This window comes from Aliivibrio sp. 1S175, assembly GCF_001690985.1.
Classification (GTDB): Bacteria; Pseudomonadota; Gammaproteobacteria; order Enterobacterales; family Vibrionaceae; genus Aliivibrio.
The window spans coordinates 99,707-117,578 of record NZ_MAJS01000079.1 but is presented as its reverse complement, the minus strand read 5'-3'; the positions used below and the strand labels follow the sequence as shown (position 1 = coordinate 117,578).

The following is a 17,872-nucleotide window of genomic DNA, read 5'->3' as shown; positions in this document are numbered from 1 at the left end:
AAAGAATTCACGATTTACGAGTAGAGATAAATTAACCTCTACCGCCTTTAATCGCTTCAATGATCCCGGTTGTTGAACAACCATCTTCAAAGTTTAATACTTTCACTTCACCACCTGCAGCAATCACTTCGGCACCGCCTGCGATATCTTCAATCGCGTAATCCCCACCTTTTACAAGAAGTGTTGGTAACACTTCTGAGATTAAGCGCTGCGGTGTATCTTCTGAGAAAGGAACAACCCAATCAACCGCACCTAAACCAGCCAATACCGCCATACGACGATCCGTAGGGTTAATTGGACGACCAGGGCCTTTCAGGCGTTGTACTGATTCATTCGTATTTACCGCAACAATTAAGCGGTCACCCAACTCTGCTGCATGATTTAAGTAAGACACGTGACCCGCATGAAGAATGTCAAAACACCCATTAGTCATAACGACTTTTTCACCACGTTCACGCGCTTGTTTTACTGCGCTGATCAACTGTTCTTCACCAATAATACCAAAACCAGAATCTTGGCTACCGTGAATCGCTTCTGCCAATTCAATTGTTGATAATGTTGATGTGCCAAGTTTCCCAACCACAACACCAGCAGCGGCATTTGCTAAAGCACATGCTTCATCAAGCGGTTTGCCTGTTGATACTGATGCTGCCAGTACAGAAATTACCGTATCACCGGCACCAGTCACATCAAACACTTCACGTGCAAGTGTTGGTAAATGTAATGGTTCCATATCGCGACGAAGCAATGTCATGCCATGTTCACTACGAGTAACAAGCAAAGCTTCAAAATCAAACTCTTCAATGATTTGTTGGCCTTTCGCTACCAAGTCATCTTCATCTTTTACTTTGCCAACAACCGTTTCAAACTCAAGCATGTTTGGTGTTAATAACGTCGCGCCACGGTAACGCTCAAAATCCGCACCTTTAGGATCAATAAATACAGGTACATTTACTTTTCGAGCTTCTTGAATCATTAGTTGTACGTGTTCTAATGCGCCTTTTGCGTAATCAGATAATACAACAGCTTTTACTTTTGATAAGGTCGCTTGCATACGGCTGATCAGTGGTTCAGCAGGAACATCATGGAAGCTTTCTTCAAAATCAAGACGGATAAGCTGTTGACCACGGCTCATCACTCGTAATTTTGTTATCGTTGGAAACTCAGGAAGAGCGACAAAATCACAATGCACTTTTAATGAACTAAGTGTCGCGGCTAATGCTTTTGCTGGTTCATCTTCACCCACCAAACCTACAAGATGAGCATCGCCACCTAATGCGGCAATATTCATCGCTACGTTAGCAGCACCACCTGGACGCTCTTCAATATTATTAACTTTAACAACCGGTACTGGAGCTTCTGGTGAAATACGAGTTGTTGGGCCACCCCAATAACGATCAAGCATTACATCACCAATGATCAAAACGCCTGCTTGATCATAGTTAGGAAGTGTCGGTTTCATTCTTTTCTCCGGGAAATAAATAGCAAACTATCCACCATTATCGGTTCGAGCTATTTATGATAATTATCTGTCATAAATGGTAGCATTTACGCAAGTTCTACGCCAACTTAGTAATAATAAACGCAGAGTTAAATAATGCTTATTCAATAAACCACTTGTTCCAAGCGTTGACTACCGTTTCTCTTTCTTTAGTAAAGCAACTTTCATCAACATCAGCATCAAAACCTAATAAATTGCGATGATGTATCTCATTTCTCATAACGCAATAAGCATCAATTAGCTTCTGACACAATTCTTCATCCATCACACCTTGCTGCGAAAGACTTTCAAAGATACGAACATTGTCAGACCAGCGAGTTAGCTTAGGGGCTTGATGGCTATGATTTAATACTAAATATTGTGCTAAAAATTCAATATCAGTAATACCACCGATATCTTGTTTAAGCATAAAGCGCCCCGCTTTCTTTCCACCTAGATGATCTCGCATCTTTTCTCGCATTTCAGCGACTTCTTTCTGAAGATCCTTCTCATTTCGAGGTAAACAAAGAATCTCATGACGCGTTTTATTAAAGGCGCCTTGCAGTAAGTTATCACCATAAATCATTCGAGCACGGACTAAAGCTTGGTGCTCCCACGTCCATGCATCATCTCGTTGGTATTCATCAAATGCTTCACTCGTACTTACCAATAATCCCGATGCCCCCGATGGACGTAAACGGGTATCCACTTCGTATAAAATACCTGATGACGTGCGCACCGAAAATATATGAATAATGCGTTGCGCTAAACGAAGATAAAATTGGCGACCATCGATTTCTTTTTTGCCATTAGTATATGTGTTTGTATCGCAATCGTGCATGAAGACAATATCAAGATCGGAATTATAACCTAACTCCCACCCACCAACTTTACCGTAACCAATAACCGAAAAACCTTTGCTATCTCGGCCTTCAAGATGTGTTGGAACGCCAAACTTTTCTGTTACTTGCAGCCAAGCTTGGTTTATTACCGCCTCAACAATGGCTTCTGATAAATACGTTAAGTGATCACTTACTTTCATAAGTGATAATCCACCAGCAATATCCGAGGCTGCAATTCTTAGCAAACACACTTGCTTAAACTGACGTAATGCCTCCATTTGCTGTTCCATGTCATCCTCAGGAATACGAGCAAGAAATTCATGTAGCTCAACCTTATACTGGCTTAACTCAATAGGGTTATAAAGTTGATTTATATCCAATAGCTCATCAAGAAGAATTGGATAGCGAGTTAATTGGTCTGCAACCATTGGACTTGCTGCACATAGGCGAACTAAATGTTGTAATGCTCCGCTGTGCTCATCAAGAAGCTCTAGGTAAGTCGTTCTGGTTGCAATGGCTTGGAGCAGTTTGGTGATGCGTGGCAAGGCATCACTAGCATCTTCTCGACTGATCACGACACTAAACAGCTTTGGCATCAGATTAGTAATGGCTTCTCGACCTCTTGGGCCAAGGGTTTTCTTTTTCAACTCGCCTTTAAATTCAATTATATGTTGAGTTAACGATTCTGCTTGTTCAGGGTTTAGTTCTTGTAAGATATGTTCTAAAACTTCTGGGTTATGTGCCATGTCCCATAACTCAATATACGCTTTATCAATACTACTCTCTGACTCTTCTTCCTCGTGGCCAATCAAATCTTCAAACACGGCATGAATCGTATTCATGTGTCGCTCTATTTCAGAGTACAACTCCGCCCAATCTTGCATTCCCATAGCAAAAGCAAGACGAGTTTGGTCTCTTTCATCCATGGGTAATGTTTGAGTTTGTTGATCTCCAATCGCTTGTAATAAATTCTCTAAACGACGCAAAAAGCAGTAACCTTTGGTAAGGTCATCAACCTCTTTAACTGACAGTTGCCCTAATTCTTTAATCGCAGTTAACGTCTCTAATAACCCACGACCTCGTAAAGAAGGCTCTCTGCCACCACGGATTAATTGGAATACTTGAGCAATAAACTCAACTTCTCGAATACCACCAGAACCAAGCTTTATATTGCCATGTAAACCTCGGCGACGAACTTCTGTCGTGATCATTGACTTCATACGACGTAGCGCTTGAATTGCACCAAAATCGATATAACGACGAAAAACAAATGGACGTAACATTTGACGTAATTCTTGATAGTGACTGTATGTTTCTTTCCCCATGACACGCGCTTTTATCATCGCGTAGCGTTCCCAATCACGACCTTGCTCTTGGTAGTAATCTTCAAGTGCCGCATAGCTCATTACTAATGGTCCACTTTCGCCAAAAGGACGTAAACGTAAATCAACCCGATAGCAGAAACCATCAACCGTCGTTTGATCTAACGCTTTAATCAGCTTTTGCCCTAATCGTGTAAAAAATTGAGCATTCGCAATACTCCTGCGAGCACCTTCCGTTTCACCGTTTTCGGGATAAGTAAAAATCAAATCAATATCAGATGAGAAGTTAAGCTCTCCTCCACCTAATTTGCCCATACCTATAACCAGCATTGGTTGTTCTTCGCCTTGTGCATTTCTTGGGGTGCCCCAATCAATGCACGCTTGCTTATAAAGCCACTGGTACGATTCAACAATTAATGCTTCAGCTAACAAGGAAAGGTGACTAAGGCTAATCTCCAAAGTCCAATTAGAATTAGAAAAATGGTCATGAGTAAAGTCTCGCCATGCTATGTACGCCATTTCTCTACGGCGGAAATAACGCAGTTGTCGCATCAATTCATTTTCGTCAGAACATGATGACAACAATTCTTGCAATCGAAAACGATACTCCTCACTTCTATCAACAACATCAAACATCAAAGGGAAATGTTGGCATAGGTATTCATCTTGTTGAAAGCATTCATGCAAGAAATCACTACAGCCAAGGGCAATGAGTAATTGATGTTGATAAAGTTCAGGCCAAGTTTGAACATGAGGAAGATGGGTTAATTCTTGTTGGCGACGCTCTGCAAGAGAACGTAATGACGATGGCAAAGACATGATATTCCTTATCGAAAATTCCTTACGATCTACGAAAAGATCGGACTCTCCATACTGTGCCAAAAATTGTTTTTCGCCGCAAACAAAAACGCCTACAACTGAGTGTAGGCGTTAATAAAATCAAACCAAATACGTTAAACTTTGAAGACTTTCATTTTTGCTTCTAATTCTTCTGCATTTTTTTGCATTTCTTCCGAAGTTTCCGTTAACTCGGTCATGACAACAACAGAAGCTTCAACTAACTCACGAACGTTAGTTAAATTTTGGTCCATCTCTTCAGCAACACTGCTTTGTTGTTCAGCAGCACTTGCGATTTGGAAGTTCATTTCATTAATATTGTTGACTTGGTTGACGATACTGTCTAACTCTATGCCTGCATTAGTAACCAGTTCTACTCCCTCAGCGGCTTCAACTACACTTTTTTCCATCAGATCGACGGCTTGATTGGCACTGTTTTGAAGTTGAGTGATCATCTCTTGAATTTCAACCGTTGCTCCTTGTGTACTTTGAGCAAGATTTCTTACTTCATCAGCAACCACAGCAAAACCACGCCCGGCATCACCCGCTCGCGCCGCTTCAATCGCTGCATTCAACGCAAGTAAGTTGGTTTGCTCAGAAATACCACGAATAGTCTCAACCACAGAGCTAATCGACATGACTCGTTCTTCTACTTGATTAACCACATCTGCAGAAGCGGCGATATCACCAGATAGCGCTTGAATTTTAACGATAGTACCTTCTACAAACTGTTGCCCAACTTTCGCTTGCTCTTGAGCTTGCTCAGTACCTGCCGATGCATTACGTGCATTTTCTGCCACATTTTGTACTGTTGAATTCATTTCACTCATCGCAGTTGCCAGTTGATCGATTTCTGTAAACTCTTCTTGAGCCGCTTCCTTTGTCCCTTCCATACTGATCGTCATGATCTCTGTTAGGCTAGATAATTCTTGAGAAGCCACCAGTTGAGTTTCAACGACCGATTTAAGTTGTAGCCGTGTTTTATTTAACTCTCTTGCTAAATCACCAAATTCATCTTTACAGTCCATTTCTACGGGTTCAGATAAATTTTGAGCTGCAATTTCTTTCATGGATGCATTTAAATAACGCATTTGACGTAACATAATGCTTGAAGCACCAAGAAGAATAACCATAAAAGCAACGATCATGGCTATCGTTTGCCAAATAACTTGGAAAAGATAATCTTGGTAATATACCTCAGCACTCTCTGATGTTTGAGAAGCCACCACCACCCAATTATGGCTAGGTACTTTTACTGCAAATTCATAGCGACTGTGATCATTAAGAGAATACGCTTTTTGAGAAGAAAGGCTTTGAAGCTCTTCTTTTAATGAACGCCCTTCATCTAATGAAGAGGAAAGAGAAGAAAGTGACTGCACTGATTGATGGCCAAACACTTTGCCGCTATCACGATCTATCACATAAACATAATTACCTTTAGCCAATGCATTAGATTGAATGCTAACCACTTCACGCGCTAACTCTTTACCATTTGATTTATTCGTTAAGATATTTTCAACTAATTCAGCACTAGCAATTGCAGACTCTTTGGCTTGTTCTTTTTGAATAGTAATTACCGCTTGATAAAAAGTATTCGCATCCCATAACTGTTTTGACACCAACAAAATCGTACTGAATACCATTAACATGACCAACTTTGGTACTAACTTAATATCAGTGACCAGCCTTTCCCATGGCCTAAAAGCGATTGTTAACATTCTCTTCCCTCACTACCTTTCGGAATCAATTTTTTTAGTGCATGATAAAAACGCATAATTTTTATCATCATGAAAACACATATTTCTATTTTATATCGATAGACAGACATAAGTAATTAACATGAATCATAACAAAATTGACCTTAAACCCATGAGCTTAATGTCACTGATACTATCCTTTTTATCACTAATTGTGATCTCAAGCCTTCTGTTTGTTCCGTTAGAACACAATAGTCGAACAATGTTGATCACTCTCGACACCATCATCTGTGGGCTCTTTCTCTTTCAGCTTTCGATTGATTTTTTTCGTAGTAAACACAAGCTTCAATATTTACAAGATCACTGGATAGATTTTATTGCCAGCATCCCAATCATTGAACCCGTACGTTATGCTCGTATTTTTCATATTTTACGTGTATTTCGTTTATTACGTTCTAGCCAATCCTTACTAAAGCAAATTCAATCTAATAGAAAAGAAGCAACCATTGCCTCTATTTTAATCCTAATGGTAACCCTAATATCTTTAGGTTCAGTCTTTATGCTGATGTTTGAAGGGAAAGACCCTAATGCCAATATTCATACTGCAGGCGATGCGGTATGGTGGGCTTTTGTTACTATATCGACAGTTGGGTATGGCGATCACTATCCTGTGACATTCGCAGGAAAAGTATTAGCGGTATTGGTGATTATTTCTGGTGTAGGTATTTTTGGTATGATTTCAGGTTTAATAACATCAATAATTACCGAGCCTTCAAAGATTGAGAAAAGAAAAAAAGAACAAGAAGATAGGCATCATAGAGATGAAAGATTAGAACTACTTTTACAGCAGCAAGCTGAAATACTAAAAAAACTAGATCAGATAGACAATAAAAAAGAGAAGTGATTACTTCTCTTTATATTATTACACGTTCTTATTAAGCATAAATCTATTGCCAATAAGGAGGGTATTCTAACCCTGCTTTACGAGTTTGTTCCATCGCATGTAAAATAGAGCGCTCTTGACGAAGTAACCAACGAACAAGTTGCGCTTTCTCCTCTTCATCTTCTAGTAATTGAACTCGAGTTCTTAATGGTTCCAAGCTCATCAAATCATCAATACCTTGCAATAAATCAAGCCAAGGTAAACGGAAACCTTTTCTTCTCTCATCATCGTAAATGAGAGCAAAACACGTTCCTGTCATTAAATTTCGACGTAATCTCATTTTTTGTTTGAAATAATCGATAGGCAATAACTGATTTGATGTAGAAAAAGCAGAATCTAATGCTTCCCAAGTACGATCAAGCAAAGTGCCAGAATGGGTATCAATGGATTCTTGCAATACTTGACGCTTTTTATCATCTAAAAATGGCTGCCAATCACGAGTTAAAATCCAACGACTTAAATCTAATAATAATCCACAATAACGAGACGACATTAATAGAGACATCATTTCATTTGTCTTTGGTAACGACTCAGCACTTTCTTTTAGACTGGCGACTAAAAACTTTCTCGCATCTAGTTTTCTTAATACGTTGCCTTTTTCTTCAATTAAATAATCTAAGTGCTCAGATTCATCTAACCAATGAAGCTGTTCTTCTAACCACTTTAATTCTTGACGCAACAATTCACTTGCGCGCTTTGGCACCATTTCACCAAACACCAAGAATATTTGACGTAAAAAGGCAATCGCAATTCGGATCTCTTGCAAAGCAAGTAGATCTTGAGTGTCGATATAAATTTGTTCGTGATAATGCCAATGAGAAAGTGCGTACTCTAAAGAATTGATAAAGCAGGTTTCAACACTGTCATTAGATTCCGTTCTTACTAACGATAAGTTTTTTACTTTATCTGCTGGAGTATTCATCGCTAGACGATACCCTTTTGCCGCTTTACTTTGGTTGCCTAAGCGCATTCCACCAGAGCTACATAAATCACGAGCTAAGGTAAACAAGGCATCCGTTTGGCCAGATTTAAGCTCTAACTCCACTTCGCATATTGGCGTAGTTTTATCTCCAGCAATCACCTCTCCTTGGTCAAATGCCAATTCAATTTCACTGCCATCTGGCATTGCAATTAACCATTGCTGGCGTACAAAATTGGTAGCAAAAAGAGGGAAAAGTTGTTGTTGAAGATCATCTAGTGCAATGTTAGTTGGCCAGGCATCCAGAGGATGTAAATTCACATTAGGTATATCAGAATCATGCGTTGCATTGTACTCTGGTCGTTGATGTAAACCAGCAACAACTCGACCTGCCGTTTTTAATGTTTGGGTTCGTTCATCGTTAAACCGACGAATGCGTAAACCCGCGTCATGCTTACGGAGGTGCTGTTCGGGAGTATCAAAATAGATATTACCGAGCTGAAGGCAACTCTGTTCTATAACTTTAGCATCTGATATTTTATCTATAATTGTGTCTGCAAATTCAGGAAAAACAAAAAACTTCAGTTCTATTTCAGTTTCCATAATGACCTCATAACCGTTGTCTTTCCAAGGATATGGCTTAAACTGTTCGGTATCAAGCAAGAAATAATGCCCAAACCATGATCTAAAGTAGTTTTATTGATAGTGGGATTGGGTTAACATTCGCGCCTTTATGGCCATCGTCTAACAATTCACCATTAGGTACTTGTTTTATTAGGTTAAGAAACCATGCCAGTAAATACTATTATGGGGTTATTCGCAAAATCCCCTATGAAACCTTTGCAGCGTCACGTTGTTTGTGTCAATGAATGCTGCTCACTTCTTGTTCCGTTTTTCGAAACGTGCGCAAAAGGTGATTGGGAAAAAGCGAGTGAACTTCGTGCGCAAATTTCTCATTTAGAGAAAGAAGCGGACGTTCTGAAACGTGAAATTCGTTTAAAACTTCCTCGTGGGTTATTTATGCCTGTTGATCGTACCGACATGCTCGGTCTGTTAACTCAGCAAGATAAACTCGCAAACCTGGCTAAAGACATCGCAGGTCGCGTTGTTGGTCGCCAACTTGAAATTCCAAGCTCTATGCAGGATGCATTTTTAGCTTATGTTCAACGTTGTTTAGATGCGGCTAATCAAGCGCAAGAAGTTATCAGCGAATTGGACGAGCTACTAGAAACAGGCTTTAAGGGACGTGAAGTCACTTTGGTTGCTGAGATGATCAATAAATTAGATATCATTGAAGATGATACTGATGAATTGCAAATTCAACTGCGCCAGCAACTCATGAGCATCGAGCACAAATACAATCCGATCGATGTTATGTTCCTTTATAAAATCCTTGAGTGGGTTGGCGGCATTGCCGACCAAGCACAGCGCGTTGGTTCTCGTTTAGAATTAATGCTATCTCGCTCATAAGTTTGTGATTCAGTAACAGGTAATACAATGGATATTCTTGCTAACTACGGCACGACCCTTATTTTAGTTGCGGCCTTCTTCGGCTTCCTTATGGCTATTGGTATTGGTGCAAATGACGTAGCGAATGCTATGGGCACCTCTGTCGGGTCTAAAGCACTAACAGTAAAACAAGCGATCATCATTGCTATGATCTTCGAATTTGCAGGGGCATACCTTGCTGGTGGTGAAGTTACAGATACAATTCGTAAAGGGGTAATTGATACCTCACTTTTCGCCCATCAGCCTGAAGTCTTAGTTTACGGCATGATGTCAGCACTTCTTGCTGCGGGTACTTGGTTATTGCTTGCGTCTTACATGGGCTGGCCTGTATCAACAACTCACTCTATCATCGGTGCTATCATCGGTTTTGCGTGTGTTGCCGTAGGTACTGAAGCGGTTGATTGGCATTCAGTTCAAGGTATCGTAGGGAGTTGGTTAATTACACCACTCATATCCGGTATTTTTGCTTACATGATCTTTATCAGTGCTCAACGACTGATATTTGATACTGATAAGCCTTTAATGAATGCGAAACGTTTTGTTCCTGTGTATATGTTCATCACCACGATGGTTATTGCACTTGTTACAATCAAAAAAGGCCTAAAACATGTTGGTCTGCATTTAAGTAATGGCGAAGCATGGGTTGCATCTGCAGGCGTATCAGCATTAGTAATGGTTGGTGGTTATCTGTATATCTCTCGTAAATTTGCAAATACGGTAAATGATGAGAAAGACAGCCGTGGTTTTACTGGCGTAGAAAGTATTTTTAGTACGTTAATGGTTATTACCGCATGTGCTATGGCATTTGCTCATGGTTCTAACGATGTTGCCAACGCGATCGGTCCTCTATCAGCAGTTGTATCAACAGTTGAGAATTTAGGTGAAATATCTTCTCAAACAGCTATTGCTTGGTGGATCCTTCCTCTAGGTGGTATTGGTATCGTTGTTGGTCTTGCAACCTTAGGTCATAAAGTAATGGCTACCGTTGGTACTGGTATTACGGAACTAACGCCAAGCCGTGGTTTTGCCGCTCAACTAGCGACTGCATCAACGGTTGTATTAGCTTCAGGTACAGGTCTTCCAATTTCAACGACTCAAACGTTGGTTGGTGCGGTTCTTGGGGTTGGTTTTGCTCGTGGTATTGGCGCACTAAACTTAGGTGTTGTACGTAACATTGTTGCCTCTTGGGTCATTACCCTACCGGCAGGTGCGTTATTAGCGGTAGTCTTCTACTACGCAATGCAAGCTATCTTTGGTATCGGCACACCAGTCTAAAGTTAATCAATTTTGAAACAATTGCACAAAGAGGAGAGTAAAATCTCCTCTTTTCTTGCATCTGGACCTAAATATTTTTACTATCTACACCTTCGTTTGAATTTACAATGTTGAGAGCGTCATTTCTCTCTACTAAAACGATTCAATGCCAATTTTTCAAAGGAATATTATTGTGAAGCATTTTATTAGCCTGATTCTACTTACTTGGGCTATTGCTGCGCCAGCGCAAGCTCAAACTCGTTATATTTCTGATAACCTGTTTACGTACATGCACTCAGGTCCAAGTAACCAATATAAAATTATTGGCAGTGTAAATGCGGGTGATCGTGTAACTCTTTTAAGCAGCAACAAAAATGCGAGCTTCACACAAATTGTTGATACTAAAGGCCGTAAAGGTTGGGTTGAAAGTAAATTTGTTTCTCGTCAAGCGGGACTAGGTGAGCGTTTACCAAAAGTTGAGGCTGAACTAACATCAGTTAAAGCACAACTAGCAAATGCACGTAAAGCAGCAAATGATGAAAAAGCGGGGTTAGCGAATAGCTTGACTCAACGTAATCAACAAATGCAAGATTTAGAACACAGCTACAGCGATGTAAATAACCAATTGGTTAGTTCTCAATCTGAGATCCGTGAATTACGCGCTAAACTAGATACACAAAAAGAAGACTTATTGCTTAAGTACTTCATGTACGGTGGTGGTGTTGCAGGTCTCGGTCTACTCTTCGGCCTTCTGCTTCCTCATATGATCCCAAGCCGTAAGAAAAAGCAAAACGGTTGGTCTTAATCATTATTGATTACTAACCAATACTCGATACACACAAAAAAGCTCAGATAATTCTGAGCTTTTTTATTTCTACTAAAAAACAACCATTACCCTTTCCATTCATACAGAGCTGGAACTTCTATTTTTTGGCCTTTAAATTCAATAACGACATTTCTTGGATTTATTTCTAATAACGTAATTTCACTCGAAATATGACCTCCAAGATTCACTTCCTTACCATTCACTTTTACCCAGCGACGACTTGGTTTAGACGTATAGTTGTGCGTTTGAAAATTAAGCGGGGGCAACAACCCTGAAAATTGAGCGCCTTTTTTATCTAACTCAACATAAGATGAATCACCATATTTGCTAGACGTACTATCATCAACGTCTGCAATATCAGATGGTTCATTTAAAATAGATTCAAAGCGAGCGGCCAATTCTGGTGATAATCCAGATAAATCTAGATTATCAATATCTAATAGTTGTGAGGCATCTTCTGTTGCGTTTGACTTTACATCTGGATTTTTGGACTCAAAGGCATTCTTACCTTCCCTATCCAAACTCACGTTTTCCGTCGGTTCTTTCCAACGGCTTAATGATAACTCTTGAGCTCGTAACGGTAATGTCATCGTCTCTATATTAGGAAATAAAAGTGACGTATAGGTAGGCTTCTCTGGAATTAACGTCTCTTGAGATGCTTTATAATAAGGAAGTGAAATATAACTAGAGATCACTAGAGGAGGAAGAATAACAATAGTACCTAGAACCCATAAAGGAAGACGAGAAGACCACATTTATTGAACTCCTTGAAGCAAAGGCGCATCTATATTTACAACACTATCTAACCACATCAAAGTACTTGACCCAACAATACCATCAGTAGACAAACCAAATATCTCTTGAAAATCTTTCACCTGTTGCTCTGTTTTTTTATCAAATTGTTCAGATTGATTAAACGGTTGTTCTAATGCAAAAGACAGTAAGCGATTCAATTCCAAAATTGCCTTTCCCTTATCACCACGCTTCATGGCTCGTTCAGTAATGATTGGTTTTTTCCACAGTTGAATATAAGCGCCATTCCAATGCTGCTCAAACCATTGATGAGAAACCTTAACTCGTTTAGAAGGTAAAAGTAACTCTACTCCTTTTGAATCAACACGGTAAACGAGTGCTAATAAATCCTCTCCTGATCCTTGCTGCAACCATACAACGGCAGGGCGATTAATGGCTAACAAATCACTTAAGCTTCCATTACTGTCTAGGCAATAGAGTTGCGCTCTCTTTGCATTAGTGCAATTTGCCTGGAACGAATTAACGGAATAACCCCATATTGATAATAAGGTTTGGAAAGCCTCTGATTTAGACTCAAAACCACTGAGAGGCGCTTCAACCAGTGGCGCAACGATTGGATAATTTACATTCAAATATCTCGGTAAAAAAGAATAACTACCAATACTCAATAATACAGATAAACCCAAAGCAATGAATAACGGTGGTAATAAAAATGAAGATCGTAACTTACTGTTTATTTCTGGGGAAGTTTGCCAATCCAAAACTAATTCACGCGCATATTCGACCGCCTTATTATTCACAGTCTTATTGCTATTTTGATAACTAATCCATAGTGCTTTGTCACACAATAAATTCACAACTCTAGGTATTCCATTAGAATAATGAGCTATTTTTTTTATTGCTGAGGCTGAGAATAATGAAATATCACCACCCGCTACCTTTAAACGATGGGCAATATAATATTCAATCTCTTGTTGCGTTAATGGCAGTAAATGATATCGAGCCGTAATGCGTTGGGCTAGTTGACGTAAATTGGTTTGTTGTAGCTTTTGTTGTAATTCGGGCTGACCAATTAAAAGTACTTTTAATAATTTATCGCTGTCCGTTTCAAAATTAGTGAGTAAACGTAATTGCTCTAATACATCAGGCCCTAAATGCTGAGCCTCATCAATCGCAACAATCGTCTGAAATCCCTTTTCTCTTTCTTCTTTAAGAAAACAGACAATTCTATCGGTTAACATCTTCAAGGAAGCATCAACGGAATAAAGGATATCAAACTCATCACAAATAGCTTCAAGCAACTCTTGCGCATTAAACATTGGATTTAAAATTAAGGCTAAACGAACTTTATTTTCCAATTTAGAAAATAATGCTTTTGATACCGTTGTTTTTCCTGTTCCAACTTCTCCAGTTAATAATGCAAATCCACCACCTTGACCTAATCCAGACAATAAGTAACTCAACGCTTCTTTATGACGCTCACTCAAATAGAAAAAACGCGCATTAGGCGTCATAGAAAATGGAAGCTCATTAAAGCCAAAAAAATCTTGGTACATAAAGTAATGTTTGCCTTAGCCAAAAATTCCAAAATGAAAATATGGAATAAAAAGTCGAAAATCTATGATTGCACGTTATCATTAGAGATAATAATGTAAAGAAAGTTCTCTTTATCTTGGATAGTGATAGGAAAAATAGTGGTTATTTATTTAGTTGGTGGTGCAGTTCGAGATTCACTTCTCAATATTGCAGTAAAAGATAAAGATTGGGTTGTAGTAGGATCAACGCCTAATGAAATGGGCAGCCTTGGTTATCAACCGGTAGGTCAAGATTTTCCTGTTTTTTTACACCCAAAAACTAAAGAAGAATATGCACTAGCAAGAACAGAGCGAAAAAGCGGCCAAGGCTATAAAGGCTTTACTTGTTATGCAGAGCCAGACGTAACACTAGAAGAGGACTTATTGCGCCGCGATCTTACTATTAACGCCATTGCTAAAGCCGATGACGGGACACTGATAGATCCCTACCATGGACAGGATGATTTAAATAATCGTCTCTTACGTCATGTTTCAGATGCCTTTGTCGAAGACCCATTGCGCGTACTACGCGTCGCTCGGTTTGCCGCCCGTTTTCATTATCTTGGTTTTACTATTGCACCAGAAACAATGGCATTAATGAAAACCTTAGTAGACAGCGGAGAGTTGTCTCACTTAACACCAGAGCGTGTATGGCAAGAATGGGAAAAATCTCTATCTAGCCAGCACCCTGAGATTTTTCTTTCAGTATTAAAAGAGTGTGGTGCTCTCGCCGTTGTGTTACCAGAACTGGATGCATTGTTTGGTGTACCTCAACCAAAAAAGTGGCACCCTGAAATTGATACGGGAATTCATACTTTAATGGTCACTCAACAAGCCGCATTATTAAGTCAAGATTTACCAACACGCTTTGCCGCTCAAGTTCACGACTTAGGCAAAGGCGTGACGCCGGAATCAGAATGGCCAAGCCATAAAATGCATTGTCATACCGGCATTAAACTCATTAAAAAGCTATGCGCTCGAGTTAAAGTGCCCAATGAATACCGAGATTTAGCGCTCTTAGTTTGTGAGCATCACACCAATATTCATCGAGCTCTGGAGCTCCGCGCTCAGACCTTTATTAAAATACTAGATAAAATGGACGTATGGCGTAAACCTGAGCGCTTAGAACCTATCTTACTCTGCTGCCAAGCCGATCACGCAGGACGATTGGGATTAGAGTCTGAGCCTTATCCACAAAAAGCACGTTTTGAAATGGCGTTTGATGTTGCGAAGAATGTAGACGTTAAGGAAGTGGTTGCCGCTGGGTTTAAAGGCACTGAGATTAGAGAAGAGTTGAGTAAAAGACGAATTGAAGCGGTGAAATCAGCATTAAGAATTAATTAAAGACTGAATAGAGTTCAGATCGCTTCGCTCGCAGAATTCAGAGTCAATCGCGGTAAGTTATTCTATTACCACGATCACCTCTGAACCCTTTAAGGGAGCTTGCGACCGATCTGAACCCTGCTTTTAAGCAAAGCTTAACCAAGCAAATAAACCAACACCTAATAACAAGCGATAGATAACAAACGGCGTCATACCCATACTTGAAATCAACTTCAAGAAAAAGTGAATACAGATATAAGCACTAATAAAAGAAACAATAATACCCGTAGTTAATAAACCAAGATCTATTGAGATGCCGCTCATTGCTAATTTAAGTCCAAGATAAGAACCAGCAAGGACGATGATAGGGATCGACATTAAAAATGAAAAACGAGCGGCCGCTTCACGAGTAAAGCCAAGATACAATGCCGCAGTAATAGTAATACCTGAACGAGAGGTACCAGGGATCATCGCCATTGCTTGGGCAATACCTAAAAATAATGCCTTCTTCCATGTCATTTCATATTCATCTTTGACTAACGCTGAGTTTTTATCTACCCACCAAAGTAAAAGACCAAATATAATAGTCGTCGTTGCAATTACCCACGCACTACGCAAATACACTTCAATAAAATCTTTAAATAACAGACCACATAGTGCCGCAGGGATCGTCGATAATATAATTAACCAAGCTAATTTAGATTCTTTATTGTGTTCTTTTTTAACAATAGAACCAACCCAAGCGGTTAATAAAGTGACAACCTCTTTTCTAAAATAAATAACTACCGCCGCTAATGTACCAACATGTACAGCAACATCAAAAGCGAGCCCTTGATCTGCCCAGCCAAGAACAGCAGAAGGAAGTATAAGATGGGCAGAACTTGAAATAGGTAAAAACTCAGTAAATCCTTGCAATAAAGCAAGAAAAAAAGCTTCAAAGTACGTCATGATATTCCATTAAAATTAAAGTTAAATAAAACAGGTTTTAGTGACTGGCTTTGCGAAAACTCAGCCCATATTTGACTGATCGTTTTTTCAGTATTAGGAATAATAAGATCAGGGTTCAATTCCATCATTGGTACAATGGCAAAAGCAAATTTAAAAAGATCATCTCGTGGTAATTTTGGGTCCGATTTAGAGACGACATCACCATAAAGTAATATATCAAGATCAAGTGTTCTATCTTGATTCTTCTTGGCGTTAGGCTCTCTCCCCCACTTAATTTCAATGGCACGTAATAGAACGCCAAGCTCATTCAAAGAATGCGTTACTTTCAACTCTACAACTAAATTAAAAAAATTATGACCAGAAAAACCAACCGGTTCTGCTTCATACACAGTAGAAATTTTAGTTATTTCACCAAGTTGATGTAATTCATCAATGGCTATTTTTACATTTTTTTCAGGGCAAATATTGGAGCCAACACCAATATAGGTTGTGATCATTTTATCCCTCGCTCAATCACAACTCCTACGCTGTGAGCGTTCACAACAGCACCAGGCTTAGATAAATGAATACGGATCCAAGGCACTGAAAATCGAGTCATAATAAGATCGGCAATTTCTTCAGCAACACGCTCAACTAATAGAAAGCGACCTTGCTGAATATGATCAGTCACCGCTTCACTGACCTCTGCATAATTTAAACAATATTCGACATTGTCTGAATCTGCCGCGGGTTTATTGTCATGCGCCATATCAATATCTAATACAAGCTTTTGCTTAATGCCTTGTTCCCATTCATAAACACCAATGGTTGTAATAACTTCAAGTTGTTTTATAAATACTAAATCCATCTTTGATCACACTTTTATTAAGAGGTCGGATACCCATCAAAAGAAAAACAACGTAATATTGATATTACTTTGTTCAATGTGCTGAGCAATATACTATAAAAATGATTTCTGATCGCTCTTGATCGCTTAAATAAAGGTTCATTCATGACCCCTCTTGCACTTATTATGATCATCATCGCCTATCTTCTAGGATCGATCTCTAGTGCGGTTTTAATCTGTCGATTAAAAGGCCTACCAGACCCAAGAAATTCAGGGTCTCATAATCCAGGAGCAACCAATGTTTTTCGTTTGGGCGGTAAAGGGGCTGCAGGTTTAGTTCTTCTTTGCGATATTTTGAAAGGGATGTTACCGGTATGGGGCGGGTATTTTCTAGAAATTAACCCTCTCTTATTAGGTATCATTGCAATTGCTGCCTGTCTCGGTCATATGTACCCACTGTTTTTTCACTTTAAAGGTGGCAAAGGGGTCGCAACCGCTCTTGGCGCATTAGCTCCGATAGGATTGGATCTGACGGGGATGTTATTCGGTAGTTGGGTTATCACGGTATTGGTAACTGGGTACTCTTCTTTAGCGTCAATGATTACCGCTTTACTTGCCCCTTTATTTACTTGGTTAGTCAAACCTCAGTACACCCTGCCTGTTGCTATGCTTTCTTGTTTAATCGTCCTAAAACATCACGAAAATATTCGTCGATTTTTTGCAGGCAAAGAGAAGAAAATTTGGCAAAGAAAAAGGGACTAATTTAGTCCCTTCTATAGAATATAGTTAAAAAGATCACTCACGATCTTTTTTGATCTA

Annotated in this window: 15 protein-coding genes; 6 read left to right on the top strand and 9 right to left on the bottom strand. The window is 39.5% G+C overall.

Annotated features, from left to right (window positions below; all coding sequences use genetic code 11):
- Positions 1 to 31 precede the first annotated feature (31 nt).
- The 3 genes from hldE to A6E06_RS15710 form a co-directional block, all read right to left on the bottom strand.
- Positions 32 to 1,462 carry a bifunctional D-glycero-beta-D-manno-heptose-7-phosphate kinase/D-glycero-beta-D-manno-heptose 1-phosphate adenylyltransferase HldE gene (gene hldE / locus A6E06_RS15720; protein WP_065594157.1) on the bottom strand — a complete coding sequence of 477 codons (1,431 nt, stop codon included), beginning with the start codon at positions 1,460 to 1,462 and terminating at the stop codon, positions 32 to 34.
- 139 nt (positions 1,463 to 1,601) lie between these two features.
- On the bottom strand, positions 1,602 to 4,463 hold the full coding sequence (gene glnE / locus A6E06_RS15715; RefSeq protein WP_065594158.1) for a bifunctional [glutamate--ammonia ligase]-adenylyl-L-tyrosine phosphorylase/[glutamate--ammonia-ligase] adenylyltransferase: 2,862 nt from the start codon (positions 4,461 to 4,463) through the stop codon (positions 1,602 to 1,604).
- Positions 4,464 to 4,597: 134 nt separating this feature from the next.
- Positions 4,598 to 6,199, bottom strand: coding sequence for a methyl-accepting chemotaxis protein (locus A6E06_RS15710; protein ID WP_065594159.1), 1,602 nt, complete (start codon positions 6,197 to 6,199; stop codon positions 4,598 to 4,600).
- Between the two features lie 121 nt (positions 6,200 to 6,320).
- On the opposite strand from A6E06_RS15710, the gene A6E06_RS15705 reads away from it, so the two are divergent.
- The gene (locus A6E06_RS15705) at positions 6,321 to 7,082 is read left to right on the top strand and encodes an ion transporter (protein WP_065594160.1); all 762 of its coding nucleotides are present in this window, start codon (positions 6,321 to 6,323) and stop codon (positions 7,080 to 7,082) included.
- 43 nt (positions 7,083 to 7,125) lie between these two features.
- On the opposite strand, the gene A6E06_RS15700 is transcribed toward A6E06_RS15705, so the two are convergent.
- Positions 7,126 to 8,643 (bottom strand): inorganic triphosphatase, encoded by a 1,518-nt coding sequence (locus tag A6E06_RS15700; RefSeq protein ID WP_065594161.1) that lies wholly within the window; start codon positions 8,641 to 8,643, stop codon positions 7,126 to 7,128.
- A gap of 186 nt (positions 8,644 to 8,829) precedes the next feature.
- On the opposite strand from A6E06_RS15700, the gene A6E06_RS15695 reads away from it, so the two are divergent.
- From A6E06_RS15695 to A6E06_RS15685, 3 genes are all read left to right on the top strand, one after another.
- Positions 8,830 to 9,510: a TIGR00153 family protein gene (locus tag A6E06_RS15695; protein ID WP_065594162.1), complete on the top strand. Its 681-nt coding sequence runs from the start codon at positions 8,830 to 8,832 to the stop codon at positions 9,508 to 9,510.
- A 27-nt stretch (positions 9,511 to 9,537) separates the two neighbouring features.
- Complete coding sequence (locus A6E06_RS15690) at positions 9,538 to 10,824, top strand: inorganic phosphate transporter (protein WP_065594163.1); 1,287 nt, start codon at positions 9,538 to 9,540, stop codon at positions 10,822 to 10,824.
- 172 nt (positions 10,825 to 10,996) lie between these two features.
- On the top strand, positions 10,997 to 11,608 hold the full coding sequence (locus A6E06_RS15685) for a TIGR04211 family SH3 domain-containing protein (RefSeq protein ID WP_065594164.1): 612 nt from the start codon (positions 10,997 to 10,999) through the stop codon (positions 11,606 to 11,608).
- Positions 11,609 to 11,694: 86 nt separating this feature from the next.
- On the opposite strand, the gene A6E06_RS15680 is transcribed toward A6E06_RS15685, so the two are convergent.
- Both A6E06_RS15680 and A6E06_RS15675 read right to left on the bottom strand, forming a co-directional pair.
- Complete coding sequence (locus A6E06_RS15680; protein ID WP_065594165.1) at positions 11,695 to 12,384, bottom strand: general secretion pathway protein GspB; 690 nt, start codon at positions 12,382 to 12,384, stop codon at positions 11,695 to 11,697.
- Positions 12,385 to 13,938: an ExeA family protein gene (locus tag A6E06_RS15675; protein WP_065594166.1), complete on the bottom strand. Its 1,554-nt coding sequence runs from the start codon at positions 13,936 to 13,938 to the stop codon at positions 12,385 to 12,387.
- A 138-nt stretch (positions 13,939 to 14,076) separates the two neighbouring features.
- Between A6E06_RS15675 and A6E06_RS15670 the strand changes: the two genes are divergently transcribed.
- A complete protein-coding gene (locus A6E06_RS15670; RefSeq protein ID WP_065594167.1) occupies positions 14,077 to 15,300 on the top strand; it encodes a multifunctional CCA addition/repair protein in 1,224 nt (407 codons plus the stop codon).
- 123 nt (positions 15,301 to 15,423) lie between these two features.
- On the opposite strand, the gene A6E06_RS15665 is transcribed toward A6E06_RS15670, so the two are convergent.
- The 3 genes from A6E06_RS15665 to folB are packed head-to-tail and all read right to left on the bottom strand — an operon-like array spanning position 15,424 to position 17,074.
- Positions 15,424 to 16,227: an undecaprenyl-diphosphate phosphatase gene (locus A6E06_RS15665; RefSeq protein ID WP_065594168.1), complete on the bottom strand. Its 804-nt coding sequence runs from the start codon at positions 16,225 to 16,227 to the stop codon at positions 15,424 to 15,426.
- Positions 16,224 to 16,724, bottom strand: a complete 501-nt coding sequence (folK, locus tag A6E06_RS15660) for a 2-amino-4-hydroxy-6-hydroxymethyldihydropteridine diphosphokinase (protein ID WP_065594169.1) — start codon at positions 16,722 to 16,724, stop codon at positions 16,224 to 16,226. The genes A6E06_RS15665 and folK overlap by 4 nt, the downstream gene beginning before the upstream one ends.
- Positions 16,721 to 17,074, bottom strand: coding sequence for a bifunctional dihydroneopterin aldolase/7,8-dihydroneopterin epimerase (gene folB, locus A6E06_RS15655; protein ID WP_065594170.1), 354 nt, complete (start codon positions 17,072 to 17,074; stop codon positions 16,721 to 16,723). Before folB ends, folK begins: the two co-directional genes overlap by 4 nt.
- Positions 17,075 to 17,218: 144 nt before the next feature.
- Here folB and plsY point away from each other — a divergent pair, with 144 nt between their 5' ends.
- The gene (plsY, locus tag A6E06_RS15650; protein WP_065594171.1) at positions 17,219 to 17,815 is read left to right on the top strand and encodes a glycerol-3-phosphate 1-O-acyltransferase PlsY; all 597 of its coding nucleotides are present in this window, start codon (positions 17,219 to 17,221) and stop codon (positions 17,813 to 17,815) included.
- The last annotated feature ends 57 nt before the right edge of the window (positions 17,816 to 17,872 follow it).

Bases quoted from the DNA above. Each gene is read 5' to 3' on its own strand.
- hldE (WP_065594157.1), bottom strand. From the start codon at position 1,462: ATGAAACCGACACTTCCTAACTATGATCAAGCAGGCGTTTTGATCATT.
- glnE (WP_065594158.1), bottom strand. From the start codon at position 4,463: ATGTCTTTGCCATCGTCATTACGTTCTCTTGCAGAGCGTCGCCAACAA.
- A6E06_RS15710 (WP_065594159.1), bottom strand. From the start codon at position 6,199: ATGTTAACAATCGCTTTTAGGCCATGGGAAAGGCTGGTCACTGATATT.
- A6E06_RS15705 (WP_065594160.1), top strand. From the start codon at position 6,321: ATGAATCATAACAAAATTGACCTTAAACCCATGAGCTTAATGTCACTG.
- A6E06_RS15700 (WP_065594161.1), bottom strand. From the start codon at position 8,643: ATGGAAACTGAAATAGAACTGAAGTTTTTTGTTTTTCCTGAATTTGCA.
- A6E06_RS15695 (WP_065594162.1), top strand. From the start codon at position 8,830: ATGCCAGTAAATACTATTATGGGGTTATTCGCAAAATCCCCTATGAAA.
- A6E06_RS15690 (WP_065594163.1), top strand. From the start codon at position 9,538: ATGGATATTCTTGCTAACTACGGCACGACCCTTATTTTAGTTGCGGCC.
- A6E06_RS15680 (WP_065594165.1), bottom strand. From the start codon at position 12,384: ATGTGGTCTTCTCGTCTTCCTTTATGGGTTCTAGGTACTATTGTTATT.
- A6E06_RS15675 (WP_065594166.1), bottom strand. From the start codon at position 13,938: ATGTACCAAGATTTTTTTGGCTTTAATGAGCTTCCATTTTCTATGACG.
- A6E06_RS15665 (WP_065594168.1), bottom strand. From the start codon at position 16,227: ATGACGTACTTTGAAGCTTTTTTTCTTGCTTTATTGCAAGGATTTACT.
- folK (WP_065594169.1), bottom strand. From the start codon at position 16,724: ATGATCACAACCTATATTGGTGTTGGCTCCAATATTTGCCCTGAAAAA.
- folB (WP_065594170.1), bottom strand. From the start codon at position 17,074: ATGGATTTAGTATTTATAAAACAACTTGAAGTTATTACAACCATTGGT.
- plsY (WP_065594171.1), top strand. From the start codon at position 17,219: ATGACCCCTCTTGCACTTATTATGATCATCATCGCCTATCTTCTAGGA.